We start from the raw sequence: 21,072 nt of genomic DNA on the forward strand, positions 1-21,072 counted from the left end.
GCTGGGTGAGGAGAGTAACAATGGTCGTATAATCAGACAGTTACAAAAGTGTAGGCTGAAATATAGTTTTTATAATCTGATGGGAAATTATCGTTAATAATCAGCATTAACAGACCAATACATCATGGTTTACGAAACATCAATAGTGCTGCGCGCGCTTCCTACCCATTCTTCAAGTTTATTTGCCCAGTCCTGCATCATAACCTTTCGCTCATCAAGATAAGTTACATGGTTGTATGTGCGACGAACATTGTTGGTATCAGCGTGCGCAAGTTGGGCCTCAATAGCATCAGGTCGATAGCCCATCTCGTTTAAACGGGTACTTCCAGTGGTTCGGGTTGCATGTGGGCTATATGTACCACTCCAGCCGAGGCTTTTACGTAGCTGGCGTAGCGAGTGCGATGTCATTGGACCTAACGGATTATCCCTGCCCGGGAAAAGGTGCTGCCGATGCCCGGTTAATCCCTGTAGTGTTCTGAGCATTTTGATAGCTTGGGAGGGTAGGGGAATAACGTGTTCTCTCGGGCTTTCATTCGCGCTGCCGGAATTGTCCACAGGGCGTTATCAAGATCGAATTCTGTCCATTCTGCTTCGGTGGCTTCTGCAGGACGCGTCAATGTCCACCACATAAGCCACATACAATAGTTAACCTGGTACGAGCCACGACTATTATCAAAACAGTTTAATAACTTTCCGATTTGCTGAGGATTCAGTGCTTGTTTGTGCTGTGTCTTATTGGCCGGAAGGGCCTTGCGCACAGGCCGTACAGGATCGCTATCAGTCTAAGCGTTGCAACTGCTAACTCAAAAACTGATGAAACGGTGCGGCGAGCTTCAGCGGCAACTGTCGGTGCTCCTCGTTTAGCAGTTTCTTGAAGAATTCTAAGGATGTGGTGTGGAGTGACCTCTCTGATTGGGAGCTTACCTATTGCGGGGAAAACCACACGCTCAAGCATATCCAGTCGGCGCGTTTTGGTAATTTCGGCCCAGTCTTTCATCTGCAACCACTCTTTAGCGATCAGCTTAAAGGTGTTGGAGACGTCGTTGACCTTGCGGATCTTATCTAACTGGCGAGCCTGTGTCGGGCTAACTCCATCTGCGACTTGCTTACGCGCTTGCTGAAATGAAAAATCCACGCAATTGCGTGGATTTTGTGGTTTTTTTCGATGTTCATGAGGTTCAATGAAACCTCATGAGACAACAAATTTTATTTAGACGTTGAACAGGAAGTTCATCACATCGCCATCTTTCACGATGTAGTCTTTACCTTCAGCGCGCATTTTCCCGGCTTCTTTGGCACCCTGTTCGCCTTTATAGGTAATAAAGTCTTCATAGGCGATGGTCTGCGCGCGGATAAAGCCTTTTTCAAAGTCGGTGTGGATTTTACCCGCGGCCTGCGGAGCAGTGGCGCCGACGGGGATAGTCCAGGCGCGCACTTCCTTCACCCCTGCGGTAAAGTAGGTCTGCAGGTTCAGCAGCTCGTAGCCGGCGCGGATAACGCGGTTCAGGCCCGGCTCTTCGAGACCCAGCTCGGCCATAAACTCATCGCGGTCGGCATCGTCCAGCTCGGCGATATCGGACTCAACGGCGGCGCAAACGGCGACCACCACAGAACCTTCGGCGGCGGCAATTTCGCGAACTTTATCGAGATAAGGGTTGTTCTCAAAGCCGTCTTCGTTGACGTTGGCGATATACATGGTTGGCTTCAGGGTCAGGAAGCTCAGGTATTTAATCGCCGCTTTGTCTTCTTCGGTCAGGTTTTTCAGCGAACGCAGCATGCCGGCATTCTCAAGGTGCGGCAGGCATTTTTCCAGCGCCGCCAGCTCGGCTTTCGCGTCTTTATCGCCGCCTTTGGCTTTCTTCTGCACGCGATGGATGGCGCGCTCGCAGGTGTCCAGGTCGGAGAGCGCCAGCTCGGTGTTGATAACTTCAATATCGTCAGCCGGGTCCACTTTATTGTTAACGTGGATGATGTTGTCGTTTTCGAAGCAGCGCACTACGTGACCGATAGCTTCGGTTTCGCGGATGTTGGTCAGGAACTGGTTGCCCAGGCCTTCACCTTTCGACGCGCCTTTAACGAGGCCTGCGATATCAACGAATTCCATCGTGGTTGGCAGAATACGCTGTGGTTTGACGATTTCAGCCAGTTTGTCCAGACGCGGATCGGGCATCGGCACGACACCGGTGTTCGGCTCAATGGTACAGAAGGGGAAGTTGGCCGCTTCAATACCCGCTTTAGTGAGCGCATTGAACAGGGTGGATTTGCCGACGTTGGGCAAACCGACGATACCGCATTTGAATCCCATGATTTAAATCACCTTAATCTTTGGATAATCAACCTGTTACAGTGAACAGATTGCAGAAAAGTAAATAGCTTCGCCTATTATACACGGTGCGTGACAAAAATTCCGCACGCCGACCGGTTATTGCGCTTTAAAAGCGTGTAAACGGTTGGTCGCCTTGGTCAGGCCATCCTTCAGCCACACCTCGGTGCAGCGTACCGCTTCGTCAACGGCCTCATCAATCAGCTTCTGTTCGCTGGCGGGCGGCTTGCCCAGCACAAAACCGACAACTTTATTTTTATCGCCCGGATGGCCGATTCCCACGCGTAAGCGGTGAAAGTTCGGGTTATTGCCCAGCTTGCTGATGATGTCTTTCAGGCCATTATGGCCGCCGTGGCCGCCGCCCAGCTTGAACTTAGCCACGCCTGGCGGTAAGTCGAGCTCATCGTGGGCGACCAGGATTTCGTCCGGGTTAATACGAAAGAAGGTCGCCATCGCGCCGACGGCTTTGCCGCTCAGGTTCATAAAGGTGGTCGGCACCAGCAGGCGGACATCTTCGCCGGCAAGGTTAATCCGCGAGGTGTAGCCGAAGAATTTGCTCTCTTCGCGCAGCGGCGCGCGGTGGCGTTCAGCCAGTAAATCCACGTACCAGGCGCCGGCGTTATGTCGGGTCGCTGCATATTCAGCGCCGGGGTTCGCCAGGCCGACAATTAATTTTATGCTCACTTTTTTATCCTGCTTGGATCGTTCTCTGGCGCGTAGTGTACTGTCTGCGCGCGCGGTTGACAAAATTCTGCCGGCGAAACGCACCTGCCACAGATAATCACGGGTTTGAATAATTAGAATTTGATGTTGTTCAGTGGGTTATTTGTAAACTTTTGTTGGCAAGATGTTCGCTTCTGTGATCGTCCACGCAATCGCTATATTGGCCATTGTCTATACTACACCTATAAGATTTGGGGATATTCCCATGCAACCCAAGGTTCCGGAGGTGACATATGAAACGCAGAAACGCTTCGTTACTCGGTAATGTGCTGATGGGGTTGGGGTTGGTCGTCATGGTTGTCGGCGTTGGTTATTCTATTTTAAACCAGCTTCCGCAGCTTGACCTGCCGCAGTTTTTCGCACACGGCGCGATCTTGAGTATCTTTGTCGGCGCGGTACTGTGGCTGGCTGGCGCCCGTATCGGCGGTCATGAACAGGTTAGCGACAGATACTGGTGGGTTCGCCACTACGATAAACGCTGCCGCCGCGATCAGCATCGCCACAGCTGAGTGAATTCCAGACCGCCAGCCGTTGTGAACGGCTGGTGCGTTTTCATGCCGCCCGTTCAGGCTGCCCGCCTGTTGGTGTCTCAAATCCTCCTTTCTCTCTTCGTCTTTCTTCGCCACCGTCTGCCTAATACAATTCCTGTACAGAACGCTTGACCCTGACGTCACGTCAGGCAGCAGAGTGGCGCCACTGGTAAACGAAAGGAGCAGTCATGTTAATTCAGGTGGGTGAACTGGCGAAGCGCGCCGGCATAACCGTCCGCACGCTACATCACTATGAACAAACGGGACTGCTGACGCCTTCGGCCAGAAGCGCGGCGGGTTACCGGCTCTATAATCTGGCGGCCGTTCAGCGACTGCATATGATCAAAGCGCTGGCGCAGGCCGGGCTGGAACTCGCCACTATCAAGGACTATCTCGACCGGGACGCCTTCTCGCTGTCCGACCTGTTGGTCAAGCAGATCGCCACCCTCGACCGGCAGCTGCAAACCCTCTCCACGCTGCGCCAGCGCCTGGCGCTGCTGCGTGAAGAGCTGGACAGCGGAGACGAGCCCGACCTGGAGTCCTGGCTACAAACGCTGGAGCTGATGAAAATGTACGATCGCTGGTTTAGTCAACAGGAATTACAGGTGCTGCCGTTCGCAGAGCAGGATGCGCAGCGTAACCAGATATGGCTGGAGCTGGTGGGTGAAGCGCAGCAGCTTATGGGCGAACGCTGTCCGGCCGATGAGCCTCGGGCGATTGCGCTGGCCACCCGCTGGATGGCGCAGCTGGAGCAGGATACCGCCGGCAGGCCGGAGTTTCTGACTCGCCTGAATGAGATGCACGCCGCCGAACCGCAGATGCGCGAGCAAACCGGGGTGACGCCGGAGATGATTGATTTCATTACCCGTGCTTTTGCCGAAAGCAAGCTGGCCATCTGGGCGCGCTATCTGAACGCCGAAGAGCTGGCTTTTACACGGCAGCACTATTTCGATCGCCTGATGGAGTGGCCGGCGCTGGTGGCCGAGCTGCATCGGGCCTGTCGTGAGAAGCGGGAGCCTGCCTCCGCGGAAGGTCAGCAGCTGGCGCAGCGCTGGCTGGCGCTGTTCCAGTCTTACGCGGGAAAGGATCCGCACACGCAGCAGAAGTTTCGTTATGCCATGGAGCGGGAGCCGCATTTGATGAAGGGAACGTGGATGACGCCGGAGGTGCTTGGCTGGCTTCAGCAGGCGATTGGCGTAATGATGCGGCAGGCGCCGGGGCCTGCCGCCGGGTAATTAAATATCCGCCAGCGCGGCGCTGCGGTCCGGGTAGAAGCTCAGGCGGCCCGGAATCGGCTTAACGCCTGCCCGCGCCAGGGTACGCAGGGGCTGAAATTCCAGGTTCGACACGCGTAGCTCACAGCCTTCCGGCAGCTTATTCACGAAGCGCTGGAAGGCATCCAGCCCGCCGGCATCCAGCACCGGCACCGCATCCCACTTCAGCACGACGATACGCTTGCCAGCAATCCGCGTTTCCAGATCGGTAAACAACCCTTCCGCGGCGGCGAAAAACAGCGGACCAATGACGCGCAGCACCAGTACGTCATCGGGAACCTCAACGTTGACCGGCGCGAGGCGGGTCATCCGCGCGATCCGGCGCATAAACAGCAGGGAAGCCAGCACAATACCGACGCTAATAGCGATGACCATATCAAACAGGACGGTCAGCGACATACACATCAGCATGACGATAATGTCGTCTTTTGGCGCATAGCGCAGCAGGTTAACGACCTTGTGCGCTTCGCTCATATTCCATGCCACCATCAGCAGCAGCGCCGCCATCGCGGAAAGCGGCAGCCAGGAGAGCAGAGGGGCAAGCACCAGCAGCGCCATGATCACCAGCAGCGCGTGGATCACGGCGGAAACCGGCGAGGTCGCCCCGGCGCGAACGTTGGCCGCCGAGCGGGCGATAGCGGCGGTGGCGGTAATGCCGCCGAAGAACGGCGCGACGATATTGCCGAGCCCCTGGCCAATCAGCTCGCTATTGGCCTTGTGTTTGGTGCCGGTCATGCCGTCCAGCACCACGGCGCACAGCAGGGACTCAATCGCCCCGAGCATGGCCATGGAAAACGCCGCCGGCAGCAGCGCCTGCAGCGAGGACCAGCTGAGGGTGAAGTCTGAACCGGGCATATCCCACGGCAGCACCAGCTGCGGCAGCAGCTGCGGAATACCGTTGCCCTGGCTGCCGTCGGCGAGAATATAGTGGAACTGAGAGCCGATGGTGGCGACGTGTCCGCCAAGCAGGTTGACCACGCCCATCACCGCGCAGCCCGCCAGCAGGGCCGGCAGATGGCCCGGCAGACGAATCCCCAGACGCGGCCAGATAATCAGCGTGCCCAGCGTGACAACGCCGATGGCGGCATCGCCGGGGTTAATGGTCGGCAGCGCCATCGCCAGCGCGCCGACTTTCTGCAGATAATGTTCAGGCACGTGGGCCATCTGCAGACCGAGAAAATCTTTAATTTGCATGGTACCGATGGTGATACCGATCCCGGAGGTGAAGCCGAGGGTGACCGATAGCGGAATATACTCAATCAGGCGGCCAAAGCGCGCCAGGCCGAAAAGAATCAGGAAGATCCCCGACATCAAGGTGGCGACCAGCAGCCCGGCGAGCCCGAACTGCTGCGAGACCGGGTAGAGAATCACCACAAAAGCGGCGGTTGGACCGGACACGCTGAAGCGCGAGCCGCCGGTTAACGCAATCACGATCCCCGCCACCGCGGAGGTATAGAGACCGTACTGCGGCGCCACCCCGCTGCCAATTGCCAGCGCCATCGCCAGCGGGATAGCGATAATCCCGACGGTAATTCCGGCAATCACATCACGAGTAAACCGCGAAGCGGTATATTTTTCTTTCCAACAAGCGTCGATGAGGGCGCGGAAAGGCATCACATGTGAGGAAAATAATCTGTTCACAATAATGTTTCATCCATGAGCGCATCATCTGTCAACTAAATGGCAGGTGAAGGAGGCATCGGTCATTTCCACGTCATCCTTCGGGATGCCTCTGTGTTGGCTGCGTTCATTTACCCCGGTCTCGTACTGCCTGTACGCTGCCGGAGATTCATTCACTTGCCGCCTTGACGCATGCCGAATGATTTTGTGGAGAATAAAAGGTTCAGAGACAAAAAAACCCGCCGCAGCGGGTTTTTGAGCCGGGCTCGATTAATGTTCGAACATAGCAGAGATAGATTCTTCGTTGCTGATACGACGAATCGCTTCGGCCAGCATACCAGACAGCGTCAGAGTACGTACCTTTTCCAGCGCTTTGATTTCCGGCGTCAGCGGAATGGTATCGCAGACGACGAATTCGTCAATCACAGAGTTTTTGATGTTCTGGATGGCGTTGCCGGAGAAGATCGGGTGCGTGGCGTAGGCGAATACGCGTTTCGCGCCGCGCTCTTTCAGCGCTTCCGCAGCTTTACACAGGGTACCGCCGGTATCGATCATATCGTCAACCATTACGCAGTCACGGCCGGCGACGTCACCGATGATGTGCATCACCTGAGAAACGTTAGCGCGCGGACGGCGTTTGTCGATGATAGCCATATCGGTATCGTTCAGCAGCTTGGCGATAGCGCGAGCGCGAACCACGCCGCCGATGTCCGGAGAAACCACGATAGGGTTATCCAGGTTCAGCTGCAGCATATCTTCCAGCAGGATCGGGCTGCCGAATACGTTATCCACCGGAACGTCAAAGAAGCCCTGAATTTGTTCTGCGTGCAGGTCAACGGTCAGAACGCGGTCAACGCCGACGCTGGACAGGAAGTCTGCAACCACTTTCGCGGTGATAGGCACACGAGCAGAACGAACACGACGGTCCTGGCGAGCATAACCGAAGTAGGGGATAACAGCGGTGATACGACCTGCCGAAGCACGACGCAGAGCATCAACCATAACAACCAGTTCCATCAGGTTGTCGTTGGTGGGAGCACAAGTGGACTGGATGATGAAAATATCACCACCGCGTACGTTTTCATTGATTTGTACGCTGACTTCGCCGTCGCTAAAACGACCTACAGCGGCGTCGCCAAGAGAAGTGTACAGGCGGTTGGCAATACGTTGTGCTAGTTCCGGGGTGGCGTTACCAGCAAAAAGCTTCATATCAGGCACGAGAAGAACCTCAGGCATGCGTCCAGTGGTGGATGAAATGGGCCAAAAACGGTGCGGGTGGGCACGATTTCATCCAGGCGGTGTATTTAAAGAGCCCGATGCAACGTCTGGAACAGGGTGACGTTGTCACCGTAACTCAGTTTCCCCGGCGTTTTCACCAAATTTGCTATAATGAGCAGAACTTAGCGCAGCGCCTGCTTGAGCGGAGAGATATTAACACCTCGCGCTACGAAGCCATGCAGCCATGCCGGGGCTTTTTCAAGCACCTGACGAGCGGCGGATTCAGTGTCAAATTCAGCAAACACACATGCACCGGTGCCAGTCAGGCGCGACGGCGCATATTCTAACAGCCAGGAAAGCGCTGCATCAACCTCACGAAAACGTTTTCTTGCGATAACCTCGCAATCATTGCCGAATTTACATTTTAATAACGTATTAATTGACCTTGACGGGGTATTGCGCGGGAGTTCCGGATCGCGAAAAATGATCGGCGTGGGAATGCTCACTCCCGGATGGGCCACCAGATACCATTTTTCCTCCGGTTCGGCCGGGGTGAGAATTTCTCCGACGCCTTCGGCAAAGGCCGCATGGCCGCGCACGAACACCGGCACGTCGGCGCCCAGCTGTAGACCCAACGCCGCCAGCTCATCTTCCGAGAGATGGCAGCCCCATAAGTGATTCAGCGCCACCAGTACGGTCGCGGCGTTGGACGAACCGCCGCCGAGGCCGCCGCCCATCGGAAGAACCTTGTCGATGCTGATATCGGCGCCGCTGCCCGCAGGAAGCTTCCCGGCCTGGGCTGCGGCCTGCATTAAAAGCCTGGCCGCGCGAATAATCAGGTTCTCTTCATCCGGCACGCCGTCAACCGGCGTCAGCAGACGCAGCTGGCCATCGTCGCGCGGTTCAATCGTCAGCGTGTCGCCATAATCCAGAAATTGAAACAGCGTCTGCAGGGTGTGGTAACCGTCGGCGCGCTGTCCGGTAATATACAAAAACAGATTCAGCTTTGCGGGAGAAGGCCAGCGGGTCATCATTTCACAATCCAGTTATCCATTTTCAGCTTGATGCGTTGACTGCCGTCGTTAAGCTCCATATTGGCCGGTAGCGAAGGTTTGGTGTCCGAGGTGTAGCCACCGTAGGTGACGTGCCAGGTTTTGCCGTTTTGCGTGTAGTTCAGCTCGCGCAGGCGGTACTGGTCGTCAAGCGAGTAGTCGGTGGCCTCGCCCGGCAGGCCAATAATCCACTGGCGCAGGCTGTTGAGCGGAATCGGCATGCCGGTCAGGCGGCCAATCATCTCTTCGGCGTCGGTCGCCGTGTAGGTCTGGCCTTTATTGTCAATCAGCTGCACGCTGCCCGGCTGGGCGGTTAACGACAGCTCGGTGCTGCCGAGGGGGTTAGTCAGCAGCAGGCGGTAGCGGTCCTGGCCGGTTTGCTGCCAGAAGAAGCGGGCATAGACTTTTTGCTCATCAGAAAGATAAGCAAAAGCGCCGCGCGTCTGGAACTGATTAAGATTGCGGACATCTTGCTGGTGCTGACGCCACTGTGGAGAATCCGGGCTTTTACCCGGCCCTTTCGGAGCATTAATCGCACAGGCGGTCAGAACGAGGCTTGCCAGCGGCAACAGGCGGAACAGTCGATTCATAATGATGACAAATCCTTGATGTCTACAGTGAAATGCGGCGAATGGGAGAAACAGGCGGCCGATTTGTGTAGCGGGTTACAATTATAACCATTAATGCTAGCGTTGCCGGACGGTAGCGTCTACGTTCAAGTTGTCTGAAATCAAAAAATTACCGTTAATGGCTATTACAGATTAGCTATTACTCCAAAAGGGGAGCCTCTCTTTTATTGATTACGCGCATCCTGTATGATGCCTGCAGACTAACCTTAGCAACGCTGGTACTACTCCCTCACAATGACGCTTTTAGCTCTTGGCATTAACCACAAAACAGCTCCTGTAGCGCTGCGAGAACGCGTAACGTTTTCGCCGGATACGCTCGATCAGGCGCTGGAGAGCTTGCTGGCCCAGCCAATGGTGCAGGGCGGGGTGGTGCTGTCGACCTGTAACCGCACGGAACTCTATCTCAGCGTCGAAGAGCAGGATAACCTTCAGGAAGTGCTTATCCGCTGGCTATGCGACTACCACGGTTTAAATGAAGACGACCTGCGCAAAAGCCTCTACTGGCATCAGGACAACGAGGCGGTTAGCCATCTGATGCGCGTCGCCAGCGGCCTGGATTCGCTGGTGCTGGGCGAGCCGCAGATCCTCGGGCAGGTGAAAAAAGCCTTTGCCGACTCCAGCCGTGGTCACCTGAACGTTAGCGAGCTGGAGCGCATGTTCCAGAAGTCGTTCTCGGTGGCCAAACGCGTGCGTACCGAAACCGATATCGGCGCCAGCGCGGTCTCCGTGGCGTTTGCCGCCTGTACCCTGGCGCGACAAATCTTCGAATCACTTTCCAGCGTGACCGTGCTGCTGGTTGGCGCCGGTGAGACTATCGAGCTGGTGGCCCGCCATCTGCGCGAGCATAAGGTGCGCAAGATGGTGATTGCTAACCGCACCCGCGAGCGCGCTCAGGCGCTGGCCGATGAAGTCGGCGCGGAGGTGATCGCCCTGAGCGACATCGACGAACGGCTAAAAGAAGCGGATATCATTATTAGTTCTACCGCCAGCCCGCTGCCGATTATTGGCAAAGGGATGGTGGAGCGCGCGCTGAAGGCGCGCCGCAATCAGCCGATGCTGCTGGTGGATATCGCCGTTCCGCGCGATGTCGAACCGGAGGTTGGCAAGCTGGCGAACGCCTATCTCTACAGCGTGGACGATCTGCAAAACATCATTCAGCACAATCTGGCGCAGCGTAAAGCCGCGGCGGTGCAGGCGGAAACCATTGTCGAGCAGGAAGCCAGCGAATTTATGGCCTGGCTGCGCGCTCAGAGCGCCAGCGAGACTATCCGCGAATATCGCTCCCAGGCCGAACAGGTCCGCGAGGAGCTGACGGCAAAAGCGCTGGCTGCGCTCAATCAGGGCGGCGATGCGCAGGAAATCATGCAGGATCTGGCGCGTAAGCTGACTAACCGCCTGATCCACTCGCCAACCAAATCTCTTCAGCAGGCTGCCCGTGACGGGGATGATGAACGCCTGCATATTCTGCGCAACAGCCTCGGGCTGGAATAGCGCACCTTTCTCTCTTTTTTAGGACAGGGTGAATTCACGCCTATGAAGCCTTCTATTGTTGCCAAACTGGAAGCCCTTTACGAACGCCATGAGGAAGTTCAGGCGCTACTCGGCGATGCCGCAACCATCGCCGATCAGGATAAATTTCGCGCATTGTCGCGCGAATACGCACAGCTGAGCGACGTCGCCCGCTGCTACACCGACTGGCGTCAGCTGCAGGATGATATCGAAGCCGCGCAGATGATGCTCGACGACCCGGAAATGCGCGAAATGGCGCAGGAAGAGCTGCGTGAAGCGAAAGAAAAGGGTGAGCAGATGGAGCAGCAGCTGCAGGTTCTGCTGCTGCCAAAAGACCCGGACGACGAGCGTAACGCGTTTGTTGAAGTTCGCGCCGGTACCGGCGGCGATGAAGCGGCGCTGTTCGCGGGCGATCTGTTCCGTATGTACAGCCGTTACGCGGAATCACGCCGCTGGCGCGTGGAAATCATGAGCGCCAACGAAGGCGAGCACGGCGGCTTTAAAGAAGTGATTGCCAAAATCAGCGGCGACGGCGTCTATGGGCGACTGAAGTTCGAATCCGGCGGCCATCGCGTACAGCGCGTGCCGGCTACCGAATCCCAGGGGCGTATCCATACCTCCGCCTGCACCGTGGCGGTCATGCCGGAGCTGCCGGAAGCCGAAATGCCGGATATCAACCCGAGCGATCTGCGCATCGATACCTTCCGCTCCTCCGGCGCGGGCGGTCAGCACGTTAACACCACCGACTCGGCGATCCGTATTACCCACCTGCCGACCGGCATCGTCGTCGAGTGTCAGGACGAACGTTCTCAGCACAAAAACAAAGCCAAAGCGCTGTCGGTGCTTGGCGCGCGTATTCGCGCCGCGGAAGTTTCAAGGCGCCAGCAGGCGGAAGCCTCAGAGCGCCGTAACCTGCTGGGCAGCGGCGATCGCAGCGATCGTAACCGCACCTATAACTTTCCGCAGGGCCGCGTGACCGATCACCGCATCAACCTGACGCTTTACCGTCTGGACGAAGCGATGGAAGGCAAGCTGGATATGCTGATTGAGCCGATCGTTCAGGAATATCAGGCCGATCAGCTGGCCGCCCTTTCCGAGCAGGAATGATGACTTTTCAGCAGTGGCTGACGCAGGCCATCGTCCGCCTGAGCCAAAGTGAAAGCCCGCGCCGGGATGCCGAAATCCTGCTGGGTCACGTGACCGGCAGGGCGCGGACCTATATTCTCGCCTTTGGCGAAACGGCGCTGACGGCGGCGCAGGCCGCCGAGCTGGAAACGCTGCTCAGCCGTCGCGCCCGGGGCGAGCCGGTGGCTCATCTGGTGGGCCAGCGCGAATTCTGGTCGCTGCCGCTGTTCGTTTCTCCCGCCACGCTGATCCCGCGTCCGGATACCGAATGCCTGGTTGAACAGACGCTGGCGCGGTTATCCGACAAGCCGTGCCGCATTCTCGATCTCGGCACCGGCACCGGCGCCATCGCTCTGGCGCTGGCCAGCGAACGCCCCGATTGCCACGTCACCGCCGTTGACGTAATGCCCGACGCGGTGGCGCTGGCGGCGCGTAACGCTGAACATCTCGCTATCCCTAACGTCAGGATACTGCAAAGCCACTGGTTTAGCGCGCTCGCCGGGCAGCAGTTCGACATCATCGTCAGCAATCCGCCCTATATCGATGAAACCGACCCGCATCTTGCGCAGGGCGATGTGCGCTTTGAGCCGAAAACGGCGCTGGTCGCCGCCGATGGCGGTCTGGCCGATCTGGCGCATATCATCCGCGAAGGCCGCCGCTATCTGGCTGCCGGCGGCGTGATGCTGCTGGAACACGGCTGGACGCAGGGGGAAGCGGTGCGCGCAATCTTTCGCGCGGCGGGTTATGGCAATATTGCCACCTGTCGCGACTACGGAGACAACGAGCGTCTGACGCTCGGGCAATATCAGGGAGGCGTATGAATCTGTTTAACGCGGTACTGTATCTGCATATCGCCTGCGTGGTGGTTTCGGTGAGCCTGTTCGTGCTGCGCTACTGGTGGAGCTGGAGCGGAAACCGTCTGCTCGACCAGCGCTGGGTTCGTATCGCGCCGCACTGTAGCGATACGCTGCTGTTTCTCAGCGGCGCCGGATTAATGGCAATAACGCACTATCTGCCGTTTACCGAAGAGGGTACATGGCTGACTGAGAAGCTGTTTGGCGTTATCATTTATATCGCATTGGGATTTATCGCGCTGGGCCGTCGTCGCCAGCGCAGTCAGCAGAGCCGGTTTGTCGCCTTTCTGCTGGCCCTGGTGGTGTTGTTTATCATTATTCAACTCGCCATCACAAGAACACCGTTACTGGGGTAAGGCATGAGGTCGTTAGCTGATTTCGAATTTAATAAAGCGCCGTTATGCGACGGCATGGTCCTCATTTCTGAATTAATCCGCGACGATTTTCCGACGCACTATGTGCAGGATGAGCTGGAGCGGCTGCTGGGCCTGGCGCGTGAGGAGATTGCCGCTTCGTGGGACCAGGAGCGCCAGATAGAACGTCTGCTGGAGCTTTTCTATCATGACTGGGGCTTTAGCGATTCGCGCGGCGTTTACCGCCTGTCCGACGTGCTCTGGCTTGATAAAGTCCTGAACAATCGTCAGGGTAGCGCGGTATCGCTAGGCGCAATCCTGCTGTGGATTGCTCAGCGTCTGGCGCTGCCGGTGGTGCCGGTGATTTTTCCGACCCAGATGCTGCTGCGCGCCGACCCTGAAGAGAGCGAAGAGATGTGGCTCATTAATCCATTTAACGGCGAAACGCTTAACGAGCATACGCTGGAAGTGTGGCTGAAGGGCAATATTAGTCCGGTCGCCGAGCTGTTTAACGAAGACCTCGATGAAGCCGACAACGCGGAAGTGATCCGCAAGCTGCTCGACACGCTCAAATCGGCGCTGATGGAAGAGCGGCAGATGGAGCTGGCGTTACGGACCAGCGAAGCGCTGCTGCAGTTCAATCCGGAAGACCCGTACGAAATTCGCGACCGGGGACTGATATACGCCCAGCTGGATTGCGATCACGTGGCGCTGCAGGACCTCAGTTACTTCGTTGAACAGTGCCCGGAGGATCCCATCAGCGAGATGATCCGCGCGCAGATCAACACCATTTCGCACAAACAAATTACATTGCATTAGTCTGAAACCATTCCGGTTACACCCTGATAAGGCGAACTTATGAAACAAAAAGTGGTTAGCATTGGTGATATCAACGTAGCAAACGACCTGCCATTCGTGCTGTTTGGTGGCATGAACGTGCTGGAATCCCGCGATCTGGCGATGCGTATCTGCGAACACTACGTGACCGTCACGCAGAAGCTGGGTATTCCTTATGTGTTTAAAGCCTCTTTTGATAAAGCTAACCGTTCTTCCATCCACTCCTATCGCGGGCCGGGGCTGGAAGAAGGGATGAAGATTTTCCAGGAGCTGAAACAAACGTTCGGCGTGAAAATCATCACCGACGTTCACGAAGCCAGCCAGGCTCAGCCGGTCGCTGACGTGGTGGACGTTATTCAGCTGCCTGCGTTCCTCGCCCGTCAGACCGATCTGGTTGAAGCGATGGCGAAAACCGGCGCGGTGATCAACGTGAAAAAACCGCAGTTCGTGAGCCCGGGCCAGATGGGCAATATCGTCGATAAGTTTATCGAAGGCGGCAACGACAAAGTGATCCTTTGCGATCGCGGCGCGAACTTCGGCTACGATAACCTGGTCGTCGACATGCTGGGCTTTGGCGTGATGAAGAAAGCCTCCAATAACTCACCGGTTATCTTCGACGTTACTCACGCTCTGCAGTGCCGCGACCCGTTTGGCGCCGCTTCCGGCGGACGCCGCGCGCAGGTTGCCGAACTGGCGCGTGCCGGGATGGCGGTGGGTATCGCCGGCCTGTTTATTGAAGCGCATCCGGATCCGGAGCACGCGAAATGCGACGGTCCGTCCGCGCTGCCGCTGGATAAACTGGAGCCGTTCCTCAAGCAGATGAAAGCCATCGACGATCTGGTTAAAGGCTTCGATGAGCTCGATACCAGCAAGTAACCGTCGCTGAAATGACAAAAGCCTGCCCGTTGCAAAACCGGCAGGCTTTTTTTATCTCCCCGACAGGCGGACGCCGCCGGGGAAGGTTCAGGCAAAAATGGTCATCAGGTAGGCGGCGAACAGCGCCAGGTGCGCCGCGCCGTTCAGCACGTTGGTACGCCCGGTAGAGAACGATATCTGGCACAGCAGCAGCGAGGCGACCATCACCACCATTTCCGGCGCGCCAAGGCCAAAGCGCAGTTCGTTGCCGGTGAGGAAGGCGATAAGCGTCACCACCGGTACCGTCAGGGAAATGGTGGCCAGCACGGAGCCGAAGAACAGGTTCATCGCCCGCTGGACCTGATTGTTCAGGACCGCTTTCAGCGCGCCAAGGCCTTCCGGAGAGAGGATCAGCAGCGCGACCAGGAAGCCGGTAAAGGCGACGGGGGCATTCATGCTGGTCAGCAGCGTCTCCAGCGGATTGGCGTTCATTTTAGTCACGGCGATAACCGCAACCAGGTGTACCAGCAGCCAGGCGGTGTGCCACTTGCTGCTATGGGCCGACGGTTTGCCGTGATGCGGGTCATCGTCGTCGCCGTCATCCTCGTGTTCGTAAACAAACAGGCTCTGGTGCGTTTTCGTTTGAATCAGCAGGAATACGCCGTACATGGCGGCGGAGATCAGCGCAACCAGCAGCGCCTGGCCGGTGGTGAAATTAGCTCCGGGCAGCGCCATGGGAAAGACCAGGACGATGATCGCCAGCGGAAAGAGGGCAATGAGGTACTGTTTAAGGCCGAACAGATTCATATACTGGGTGGCGAATTTGCGCCCGCCCAACAATAAAGAAAAACCTACCAGCCCGCCGGTAACAATCATGATGATTGAATAAAGCGTATCTCGCATCAGGGTCGGCGCGGCGTCGCCGGTGGCCATTAATGCGGAAATCAGGCTGACTTCGAGAATAACCACTGAAAGGCTTAAAATTAACGAACCATAGGGTTCGCCAAGGCGGTGCGCCAGAACGTCGGCGTGGCGAACAACGCTGAACGCGCTGCTCAGAATCCCGACCAGCGCCAGGATATTAATGGCAACGACCACTGGCAGTGACTGGCTGCTTCCCCAGAAAAACAGCACCGCCAGCGCCAGAACCGGAAAGGCGAGGGAGGTCTCCTTGTGGCGGGTTTTCACCGCCTCATGTGCATCGGTCATGAATTATCTCCAGGTGTGCAGGTGTTATAATTATAGATACTGTAAGTTAATAAAATAACAGACATTGATCGAACTACTTTGTTTTTTTACTTAAATTTACCACTCTGACCATGGAAAAGTGGTAGATTGCCATAAACTGCGGTTACTATCGTTTTGTATTTATTATTCAGATAATTACTAAAACATCTTTCTCATTTATCCATCGCCTTGCCAGCCGGTAAAACGCCTGACAGACTGACTATTCACCCTAAATCTGGAGGTCGCCATGCCCTATAGCAACAAAAGTGAATTACCCGACAGCGTTCAGCACGTTCTGCCTGCGCATGCCCAGGAGATTTACAAAGAGGCCTTTAACAGCGCCTGGGACCAGTATAAGCATAAAGAAGACCGACGCGATGACGCCAGCCGTGAAGAGACGGCGCACAAAGTCGCCTGGGCGGCGGTGAAAAATGAGTACCAAAAAGGCGATGATGATAAGTGGCATAAGAAGAAGTAATCGCTTTTGCTACGTCATGTGCTGCCTGAGCCCTTGCCCGCGGCTCGTTCATTGCTTATTGTCAAATAAAGCTGGATAATAATTCGGCAATACTTCACGGATGGCACCAGATAATCGCCGGGAAGCGGGCAGTGGCGGAGGTAGTAGAAAGTGTTAACGCGTGATTTCTTACTGAATGCGGATTGTAAAACGGCGTTTGGCGCTATTGAGGAATCGCTTCTTTGGTCGGCAGAGCAGCGGGCAGCCTCTTTGGCGGCGACCCTGGCCTGTCGTCCGGACGATGGCTCGGTGTGGATCTTTGGCTACGGTTCGCTGATGTGGAATCCGGCGCTGGAGTATCGCGAATCCTGTACCGGTACGCTACCGGGCTGGCACCGCGCGTTTTGCCTGCGGCTCACCGCCGGGCGCGGTAGCGCCACTCAGCCGGGTCGAATGCTGGCGTTGAAAGAGGGCGGGCGCACCACCGGCGTTGCCTACCGCCTGCCTGATGACACTCTCGAAGAAGAGCTGACCCTGCTGTGGAAGCGGGAGATGATCACCGGCTGCTACCTGCCGACCTGGTGCAAGCTGGATCTGGACGATGGCCGCACCGTCAATGCATTAGTTTTTATTATGGACCCGCGTCATCCGCTGTTTGAGGCGGACACCAGCGCGCAGGTGATTGCGCCGCTGATAGCGCGCGCCAGCGGCCCGCTTGGCACCAACGCTCAGTATCTGTTCTCGCTCGATCAGGAGCTGCGGAAACTCGGGATGTACGATGCCTGCCTCGACGATTTAGTCGGCAAGGTGCGTCATCTGCTGGGGGAAAGCAGCCAGCCCGGGCTGGCTTAAGAGTAGATCGCCCGGGTTTCCCCGGGCGTTTGCTATCAGGCGGGAACGTAGCTGATGGAGTGCTCCAGCGACTGGCTGTGGCTGTCGATGAGAACGTTCCAGGTGCCGCTGTAAGGCACGGTCAGATACGCGCTATCTCTGTCCTGCACACTCAGAATATCCGCATGACTATCGCCAGGCACTTTGGCGCTCATCAGGTGAATGTGGCAGCGTTCGGAACAACGCACCACCAACGTATCACCGCCAAACAACGTTAAACTTGCTTTTACCATTGCCATTTAATCTCGACCCCGTTTCTGTCTACAGCATCCTGCCAGCCCATTAACCCGCGTGATATTGTTCACACTTTGCTCTGTGCATAACACCAAAGGGGAGGGGGGCAGATGCTGATTTTGATCAAAAAAAGGAATAAAGATTAAACAAAAATGACGTTGTGCCTGAAAGCATTCAGCTGACATTGTTTTCGGTTAACAAACGCCGCCAGCTTAATATTTAATCCCGTTCAATGGCGGATTTTTAGAAGGTCAGGACTTTATCCGCCGCCAGCGTCCACTGCGCCAGCTCGACGAGGGTGCCAATCTCCACGCCATCAATCAGCGGCAGCGCGCCGATTCCCCGGCCGTCAGCGCAGGTTTTACACAGCTTCACCGGCACGTTTTGCGCGGTGAGGATCTCCAGCATCTGCTGAATGTTGTAGCCTTCCGCTGGCTTCTGTCCGCGCAGGCCGGCGGTCACCGCATCAGACATTAAAAATAATTTCAGTTCGAGGTCAGACTGCTGCTCGCGCAGGGCGATAGCCAGACGCAGGCTATTGAACAGGGATTCGCTGCCGTAGGCGGCACCGTTAGCGATAATCACAATACGTTGCATAAGGACTCCTTCTATAAGGCACGGTTATTGCTTGGCTGAAGTATAAAGCGTTAACCCGGGGGAAGGGTATGAATAATGTGGCGGGTAATACGCCTGAGGTGGTCGACTGGTTTGCGCGCGCGCGTCGCTTACAGAAGCGGCAGCTGCACCTGCTGGCGCAGCAGGGGGCGCTGGCAGGCCAGATAAGCGCGCTGGTGCATATGCTGCAGTGCGAGCGCGGCGCGTCAAATATCTGGCTATGCTCGGGCGGCAGACTATACGCGGCGGAGTGCCGGGCGGGCGCGGCGCTGGTTGATGAGCAGCTCACGCGGTTTTATGCGGCGCTGGAACCTGCCCGCGATGCCGCCAGCAGCGCGCTCTGCTGGCGCATTGCCTGCGCGGTGTGGTATCTGACGCAGCTTGTCGCGTTGCGTAAACGCGTGCGCGGCCTGGAGATTGCCGCCGAAGAGGCCACCGGGCAGTTTAGCCGCATTATCCGCCACCTGTTGAATATCGTTCCGCAGCTCAACGACAGTATCGACGATCCGCAAATCGCCGGGCGGATGGTCGCGCTTTACAGCTTTATGCAGGGGAAAGAGCTGGTCGGACAGGAGCGCGCGCTGGGCGCGCTGGGCTTTGCCCGCGGATTGTTCAGCGATGAGCTGCGCCAGCAGCTGGTGGACCGCATTGACGGCCAGCAGCCCTGTTTTGACACTTTTCAGGCTTTAGCCAGTTCGCCGCAAACCGTTCTGTTTGTTGAGCAGTGCCAGGCCGGCCTGGAAATTGAACAGCTGCGGCGGGTCGCCTGCACCCGCCAACCGCCGCCGGACGAGGGAGAAACGGCGCTGCGCTGGTTTTGCGTTCAGACCCAGCGTCTTGAGCAGCTGCGCGGCGTGGAAGAGCGGCTGATCGCAGACCTGCTTAACGCGGCCGATGCGCTGCTGGAGGGAGACGATCGGGAGGTCCAGGTGCCGCCCGCCGACTGGCAGGAGGACGGTATAGCCCTGCGGCTGGATAAGCAGCTGTTACCGCTGGTGCGCCAGCAGGCCCATGAGCTACAGCAGCTCTCCGCCCAGCTCGCGTCGTTAAAAGATGCGCTTGAAGAGCGCAAGCTGATTGAAAAAGCCAAAAGCGTGCTGATGACCCACCAGGGAATGCAGGAGGAGCAGGCCTGGCAGGCGCTGCGTAAAATGGCGATGGACAAAAATCAGCGCATGGTTGAGATAGCCCGCGCGCTGCTGACGGTGAAGTCGCTATGGCAAGTACCACCTAAGGAGTAGATGCACAATTAGTGGGCATATGTTGCCAGCCGACGGTGCAGTTTTTGCCTCAAACGCCCCCGGCAAGTGAGCCAACGCGCGTGAACCGGGCCTCCGCAAATCTGGCATTGGCTTTGCATTAAATAAAACGAGTGAATAAAGGTTTAGGGCAGCGGGCCAACGGCGGCACGTATGTCTAAGGATAAAGGCGTCCAGCGGTGCGTAAGCACCGCCGGGCGCTTTTTTTTTGCGCGTTTCTGGAGCGGGTATGGGCGATACGTTTTCAATTTCACGGCGGCGTTTATTACAGGCGGGGGCGGCGCTGGGCGGCGCGATGCTGCTCCCCGGCATAATGCAGGCGGCGTGGGCGGCTGGGTCGGATAAGCCGGAACAGACCACCGTGCGGGTGGGGTTTATTCCGCTAACCGACTGCGCTCCTTTAGCCATCGCTTCCCTGAAGGGATTCGATAAAAAGTACGGCATCACCCTCGTCCCGAGCAAGGAGGCCAGCTGGGCGGCGGTGCGCGATAAGCTGGTTGCCGGGGAGCTGGACGCCGCGCACATTCTGTACGGCATGCTCTACGGCCTTGAGCTGGGGATCGCCAGTAAACCGCAGGCGATGGCCAATCTGATGACCCTTAACCGCAACGGTCAGGCGATAACGCTCTCCAGCGAGCTGCAGGAGAAGGGCGTCACCGATCTGGGCGGGCTGAAAAAACTGATCGGCCAGCAGGCGCCGGGCAGCTACACCTTCGCCCACACCTTCCCAACCGGCACCCACGCGATGTGGCTCTACTACTGGCTGGCGAGCGGTGGAATTAATCCCTTTGACGATATTCGCACCGTCGTTGTGCCGCCGCCGCAGATGGTAATGAACATGCGCATCGGCAATATGAGCGGCTTTTGCGTTGGCGAACCGTGGAACGCGCGCGCGATTAACGATCGTATCGGCTTCACCGCCGCCACTTCGCAGGATATCTGGCCGGAGCATCCGGAAAAAATTCTCGGCACCCGCAGCGAATGGGTTGAGCGTCATCCCAACACCGCGCGCGCGCTGGTGGCGGCGCTGATGGAGGCCCAGCGCTGGATTGACGCATCCGCCGAGAACACCCGCGAAACGGCGCGCCTTCTCGCCAGACGCGCGTGGCTGAACACCAAAGAGCAGTACCTCAGCGGGCGCATGCTCGGCGAATACGACAACGGTATCGGCCGCCGCTGGCAGGACGCGCACCCGATGCGCTTCTACGAACGGGGAGAAGTGACTTTTCCGTGGCTCTCGGACGGCATGTGGTTTTTGACCCAGTTCCGCCGTTGGGGATTGCTGAAGTCGGCGCCGGATTATCTGGCGGTGGCCCAGCGCATTAACCGGATTGACGTCTGGAAAGAGGCCGCGCAGGCGGTCGGCGGCATCAGCGCGCCGACGCAGGTGATGCGCAGCAGCACGCTGATCGATGGCAAGGTCTGGAATGGGGCCGATCCGGAAGGCTACGCCCGCAGTTTCGCGATTCAACGTAAGGGGGCATGAG

Annotated in this window: 21 protein-coding genes and 1 pseudogene; 12 read left to right on the plus strand and 10 right to left on the minus strand. The window is 57.2% G+C overall.

The window, feature by feature from the left end; genetic code table 11:
- Positions 1 to 129: 129 nt before the first annotated feature.
- From ABLU88_RS07840 to pth, 3 genes and pseudogenes are all read right to left on the minus strand, one after another.
- A pseudogene (locus tag ABLU88_RS07840) lies at positions 130 to 1,135 on the minus strand (tyrosine-type recombinase/integrase).
- A gap of 75 nt (positions 1,136 to 1,210) precedes the next feature.
- Positions 1,211 to 2,305: a redox-regulated ATPase YchF gene (ychF, locus tag ABLU88_RS07845; protein WP_048262513.1), complete on the minus strand. Its 1,095-nt coding sequence runs from the start codon at positions 2,303 to 2,305 to the stop codon at positions 1,211 to 1,213.
- 117 nt (positions 2,306 to 2,422) lie between these two features.
- Positions 2,423 to 3,007 (minus strand): aminoacyl-tRNA hydrolase, encoded by a 585-nt coding sequence (pth, locus tag ABLU88_RS07850; RefSeq protein WP_032749932.1) that lies wholly within the window; start codon positions 3,005 to 3,007, stop codon positions 2,423 to 2,425.
- Positions 3,008 to 3,279: 272 nt separating this feature from the next.
- Between pth and ychH the strand changes: the two genes are divergently transcribed.
- Positions 3,280 to 3,555 carry a stress-induced protein YchH gene (ychH, locus tag ABLU88_RS07855; RefSeq protein ID WP_004103160.1) on the plus strand — a complete coding sequence of 92 codons (276 nt, stop codon included), beginning with the start codon at positions 3,280 to 3,282 and terminating at the stop codon, positions 3,553 to 3,555.
- Between the two features lie 209 nt (positions 3,556 to 3,764).
- Entirely contained in the window at positions 3,765 to 4,811 is a 1,047-nt protein-coding gene (locus tag ABLU88_RS07860; protein WP_049083990.1) for a MerR family transcriptional regulator, read from the plus strand.
- Here the strand turns inward: ABLU88_RS07860 and dauA are convergent, their stop codons facing one another.
- From dauA to lolB, 4 genes are all read right to left on the minus strand, one after another.
- Complete coding sequence (gene dauA, locus ABLU88_RS07865) at positions 4,812 to 6,491, minus strand: C4-dicarboxylic acid transporter DauA (RefSeq protein ID WP_014229756.1); 1,680 nt, start codon at positions 6,489 to 6,491, stop codon at positions 4,812 to 4,814.
- Between the two features lie 249 nt (positions 6,492 to 6,740).
- Positions 6,741 to 7,688 (minus strand): ribose-phosphate diphosphokinase, encoded by a 948-nt coding sequence (gene prs / locus ABLU88_RS07870; RefSeq protein ID WP_004103157.1) that lies wholly within the window; start codon positions 7,686 to 7,688, stop codon positions 6,741 to 6,743.
- Between the two features lie 182 nt (positions 7,689 to 7,870).
- Entirely contained in the window at positions 7,871 to 8,719 is an 849-nt protein-coding gene (gene ispE, locus ABLU88_RS07875) for a 4-(cytidine 5'-diphospho)-2-C-methyl-D-erythritol kinase (protein ID WP_009651969.1), read from the minus strand.
- Positions 8,719 to 9,330, minus strand: coding sequence for a lipoprotein insertase outer membrane protein LolB (lolB, locus tag ABLU88_RS07880; protein WP_004851888.1), 612 nt, complete (start codon positions 9,328 to 9,330; stop codon positions 8,719 to 8,721). Before lolB ends, ispE begins: the two co-directional genes overlap by 1 nt.
- A gap of 273 nt (positions 9,331 to 9,603) precedes the next feature.
- Here lolB and hemA point away from each other — a divergent pair, with 273 nt between their 5' ends.
- Genes hemA through kdsA form a run of 6 tightly spaced genes read left to right on the plus strand, consistent with a single transcriptional unit; the run spans position 9,604 to position 14,923 of the window.
- A complete protein-coding gene (gene hemA / locus ABLU88_RS07885; RefSeq protein ID WP_004851885.1) occupies positions 9,604 to 10,860 on the plus strand; it encodes a glutamyl-tRNA reductase in 1,257 nt (418 codons plus the stop codon).
- Positions 10,861 to 10,902: 42 nt separating this feature from the next.
- On the plus strand, positions 10,903 to 11,985 hold the full coding sequence (gene prfA / locus ABLU88_RS07890) for a peptide chain release factor 1 (protein ID WP_004851884.1): 1,083 nt from the start codon (positions 10,903 to 10,905) through the stop codon (positions 11,983 to 11,985).
- A complete protein-coding gene (prmC, locus tag ABLU88_RS07895; RefSeq protein ID WP_032694081.1) occupies positions 11,985 to 12,824 on the plus strand; it encodes a peptide chain release factor N(5)-glutamine methyltransferase in 840 nt (279 codons plus the stop codon). Before prfA ends, prmC begins: the two co-directional genes overlap by 1 nt.
- A complete protein-coding gene (gene sirB2, locus ABLU88_RS07900; protein ID WP_004851880.1) occupies positions 12,821 to 13,213 on the plus strand; it encodes an invasion regulator SirB2 in 393 nt (130 codons plus the stop codon). Before prmC ends, sirB2 begins: the two co-directional genes overlap by 4 nt.
- Before the next feature lie 3 nt (positions 13,214 to 13,216).
- On the plus strand, positions 13,217 to 14,029 hold the full coding sequence (sirB1, locus tag ABLU88_RS07905; RefSeq protein WP_004851879.1) for an invasion regulator SirB1: 813 nt from the start codon (positions 13,217 to 13,219) through the stop codon (positions 14,027 to 14,029).
- A 39-nt stretch (positions 14,030 to 14,068) separates the two neighbouring features.
- Positions 14,069 to 14,923 (plus strand): 3-deoxy-8-phosphooctulonate synthase, encoded by an 855-nt coding sequence (gene kdsA / locus ABLU88_RS07910; protein ID WP_004851877.1) that lies wholly within the window; start codon positions 14,069 to 14,071, stop codon positions 14,921 to 14,923.
- A gap of 87 nt (positions 14,924 to 15,010) precedes the next feature.
- Here kdsA and chaA read toward each other — a convergent pair whose 3' ends face one another.
- A complete protein-coding gene (gene chaA, locus ABLU88_RS07915; RefSeq protein WP_024357863.1) occupies positions 15,011 to 16,111 on the minus strand; it encodes a sodium-potassium/proton antiporter ChaA in 1,101 nt (366 codons plus the stop codon).
- Between the two features lie 265 nt (positions 16,112 to 16,376).
- On the opposite strand from chaA, the gene chaB reads away from it, so the two are divergent.
- Both chaB and ABLU88_RS07925 read left to right on the plus strand, forming a co-directional pair.
- Positions 16,377 to 16,607: a putative cation transport regulator ChaB gene (gene chaB / locus ABLU88_RS07920; protein ID WP_009651994.1), complete on the plus strand. Its 231-nt coding sequence runs from the start codon at positions 16,377 to 16,379 to the stop codon at positions 16,605 to 16,607.
- A 150-nt stretch (positions 16,608 to 16,757) separates the two neighbouring features.
- Positions 16,758 to 17,438, plus strand: coding sequence for a gamma-glutamylcyclotransferase (locus ABLU88_RS07925; RefSeq protein WP_004851874.1), 681 nt, complete (start codon positions 16,758 to 16,760; stop codon positions 17,436 to 17,438).
- A 35-nt stretch (positions 17,439 to 17,473) separates the two neighbouring features.
- On the opposite strand, the gene ABLU88_RS07930 is transcribed toward ABLU88_RS07925, so the two are convergent.
- Positions 17,474 to 17,716: a DUF1883 domain-containing protein gene (locus ABLU88_RS07930; RefSeq protein ID WP_002910387.1), complete on the minus strand. Its 243-nt coding sequence runs from the start codon at positions 17,714 to 17,716 to the stop codon at positions 17,474 to 17,476.
- 238 nt (positions 17,717 to 17,954) lie between these two features.
- Positions 17,955 to 18,308 carry a DsrE/DsrF/TusD sulfur relay family protein gene (locus ABLU88_RS07935; RefSeq protein ID WP_014229754.1) on the minus strand — a complete coding sequence of 118 codons (354 nt, stop codon included), beginning with the start codon at positions 18,306 to 18,308 and terminating at the stop codon, positions 17,955 to 17,957.
- 68 nt (positions 18,309 to 18,376) lie between these two features.
- On the opposite strand from ABLU88_RS07935, the gene nasR reads away from it, so the two are divergent.
- A complete protein-coding gene (gene nasR / locus ABLU88_RS07940) occupies positions 18,377 to 19,567 on the plus strand; it encodes a nitrate regulatory protein NasR (RefSeq protein ID WP_348836284.1) in 1,191 nt (396 codons plus the stop codon).
- A gap of 247 nt (positions 19,568 to 19,814) precedes the next feature.
- On the plus strand, positions 19,815 to 21,071 hold the full coding sequence (locus ABLU88_RS07945) for a CmpA/NrtA family ABC transporter substrate-binding protein (protein WP_348836285.1): 1,257 nt from the start codon (positions 19,815 to 19,817) through the stop codon (positions 21,069 to 21,071).
- The last annotated feature ends 1 nt before the right edge of the window (position 21,072 follow it).

It is taken from the genome of Klebsiella sp. GW_Kp182 (assembly GCF_040062275.1).
Classification (GTDB): Bacteria; Pseudomonadota; Gammaproteobacteria; order Enterobacterales; family Enterobacteriaceae; genus Klebsiella; species Klebsiella michiganensis.

Bases quoted from the DNA above. Each gene is read 5' to 3' on its own strand.
- ychF (WP_048262513.1), bottom strand. From the start codon at position 2,305: ATGGGATTCAAATGCGGTATCGTCGGTTTGCCCAACGTCGGCAAATCC.
- ychH (WP_004103160.1), top strand. From the start codon at position 3,280: ATGAAACGCAGAAACGCTTCGTTACTCGGTAATGTGCTGATGGGGTTG.
- ABLU88_RS07860 (WP_049083990.1), top strand. From the start codon at position 3,765: ATGTTAATTCAGGTGGGTGAACTGGCGAAGCGCGCCGGCATAACCGTC.
- ispE (WP_009651969.1), bottom strand. From the start codon at position 8,719: ATGACCCGCTGGCCTTCTCCCGCAAAGCTGAATCTGTTTTTGTATATT.
- lolB (WP_004851888.1), bottom strand. From the start codon at position 9,330: ATGAATCGACTGTTCCGCCTGTTGCCGCTGGCAAGCCTCGTTCTGACC.
- hemA (WP_004851885.1), top strand. From the start codon at position 9,604: ATGACGCTTTTAGCTCTTGGCATTAACCACAAAACAGCTCCTGTAGCG.
- prfA (WP_004851884.1), top strand. From the start codon at position 10,903: ATGAAGCCTTCTATTGTTGCCAAACTGGAAGCCCTTTACGAACGCCAT.
- prmC (WP_032694081.1), top strand. From the start codon at position 11,985: ATGACTTTTCAGCAGTGGCTGACGCAGGCCATCGTCCGCCTGAGCCAA.
- sirB2 (WP_004851880.1), top strand. From the start codon at position 12,821: ATGAATCTGTTTAACGCGGTACTGTATCTGCATATCGCCTGCGTGGTG.
- sirB1 (WP_004851879.1), top strand. From the start codon at position 13,217: ATGAGGTCGTTAGCTGATTTCGAATTTAATAAAGCGCCGTTATGCGAC.
- kdsA (WP_004851877.1), top strand. From the start codon at position 14,069: ATGAAACAAAAAGTGGTTAGCATTGGTGATATCAACGTAGCAAACGAC.
- chaA (WP_024357863.1), bottom strand. From the start codon at position 16,111: ATGACCGATGCACATGAGGCGGTGAAAACCCGCCACAAGGAGACCTCC.
- chaB (WP_009651994.1), top strand. From the start codon at position 16,377: ATGCCCTATAGCAACAAAAGTGAATTACCCGACAGCGTTCAGCACGTT.
- ABLU88_RS07930 (WP_002910387.1), bottom strand. From the start codon at position 17,716: ATGGCAATGGTAAAAGCAAGTTTAACGTTGTTTGGCGGTGATACGTTG.
- ABLU88_RS07935 (WP_014229754.1), bottom strand. From the start codon at position 18,308: ATGCAACGTATTGTGATTATCGCTAACGGTGCCGCCTACGGCAGCGAA.
- nasR (WP_348836284.1), top strand. From the start codon at position 18,377: ATGAATAATGTGGCGGGTAATACGCCTGAGGTGGTCGACTGGTTTGCG.
- ABLU88_RS07945 (WP_348836285.1), top strand. From the start codon at position 19,815: ATGGGCGATACGTTTTCAATTTCACGGCGGCGTTTATTACAGGCGGGG.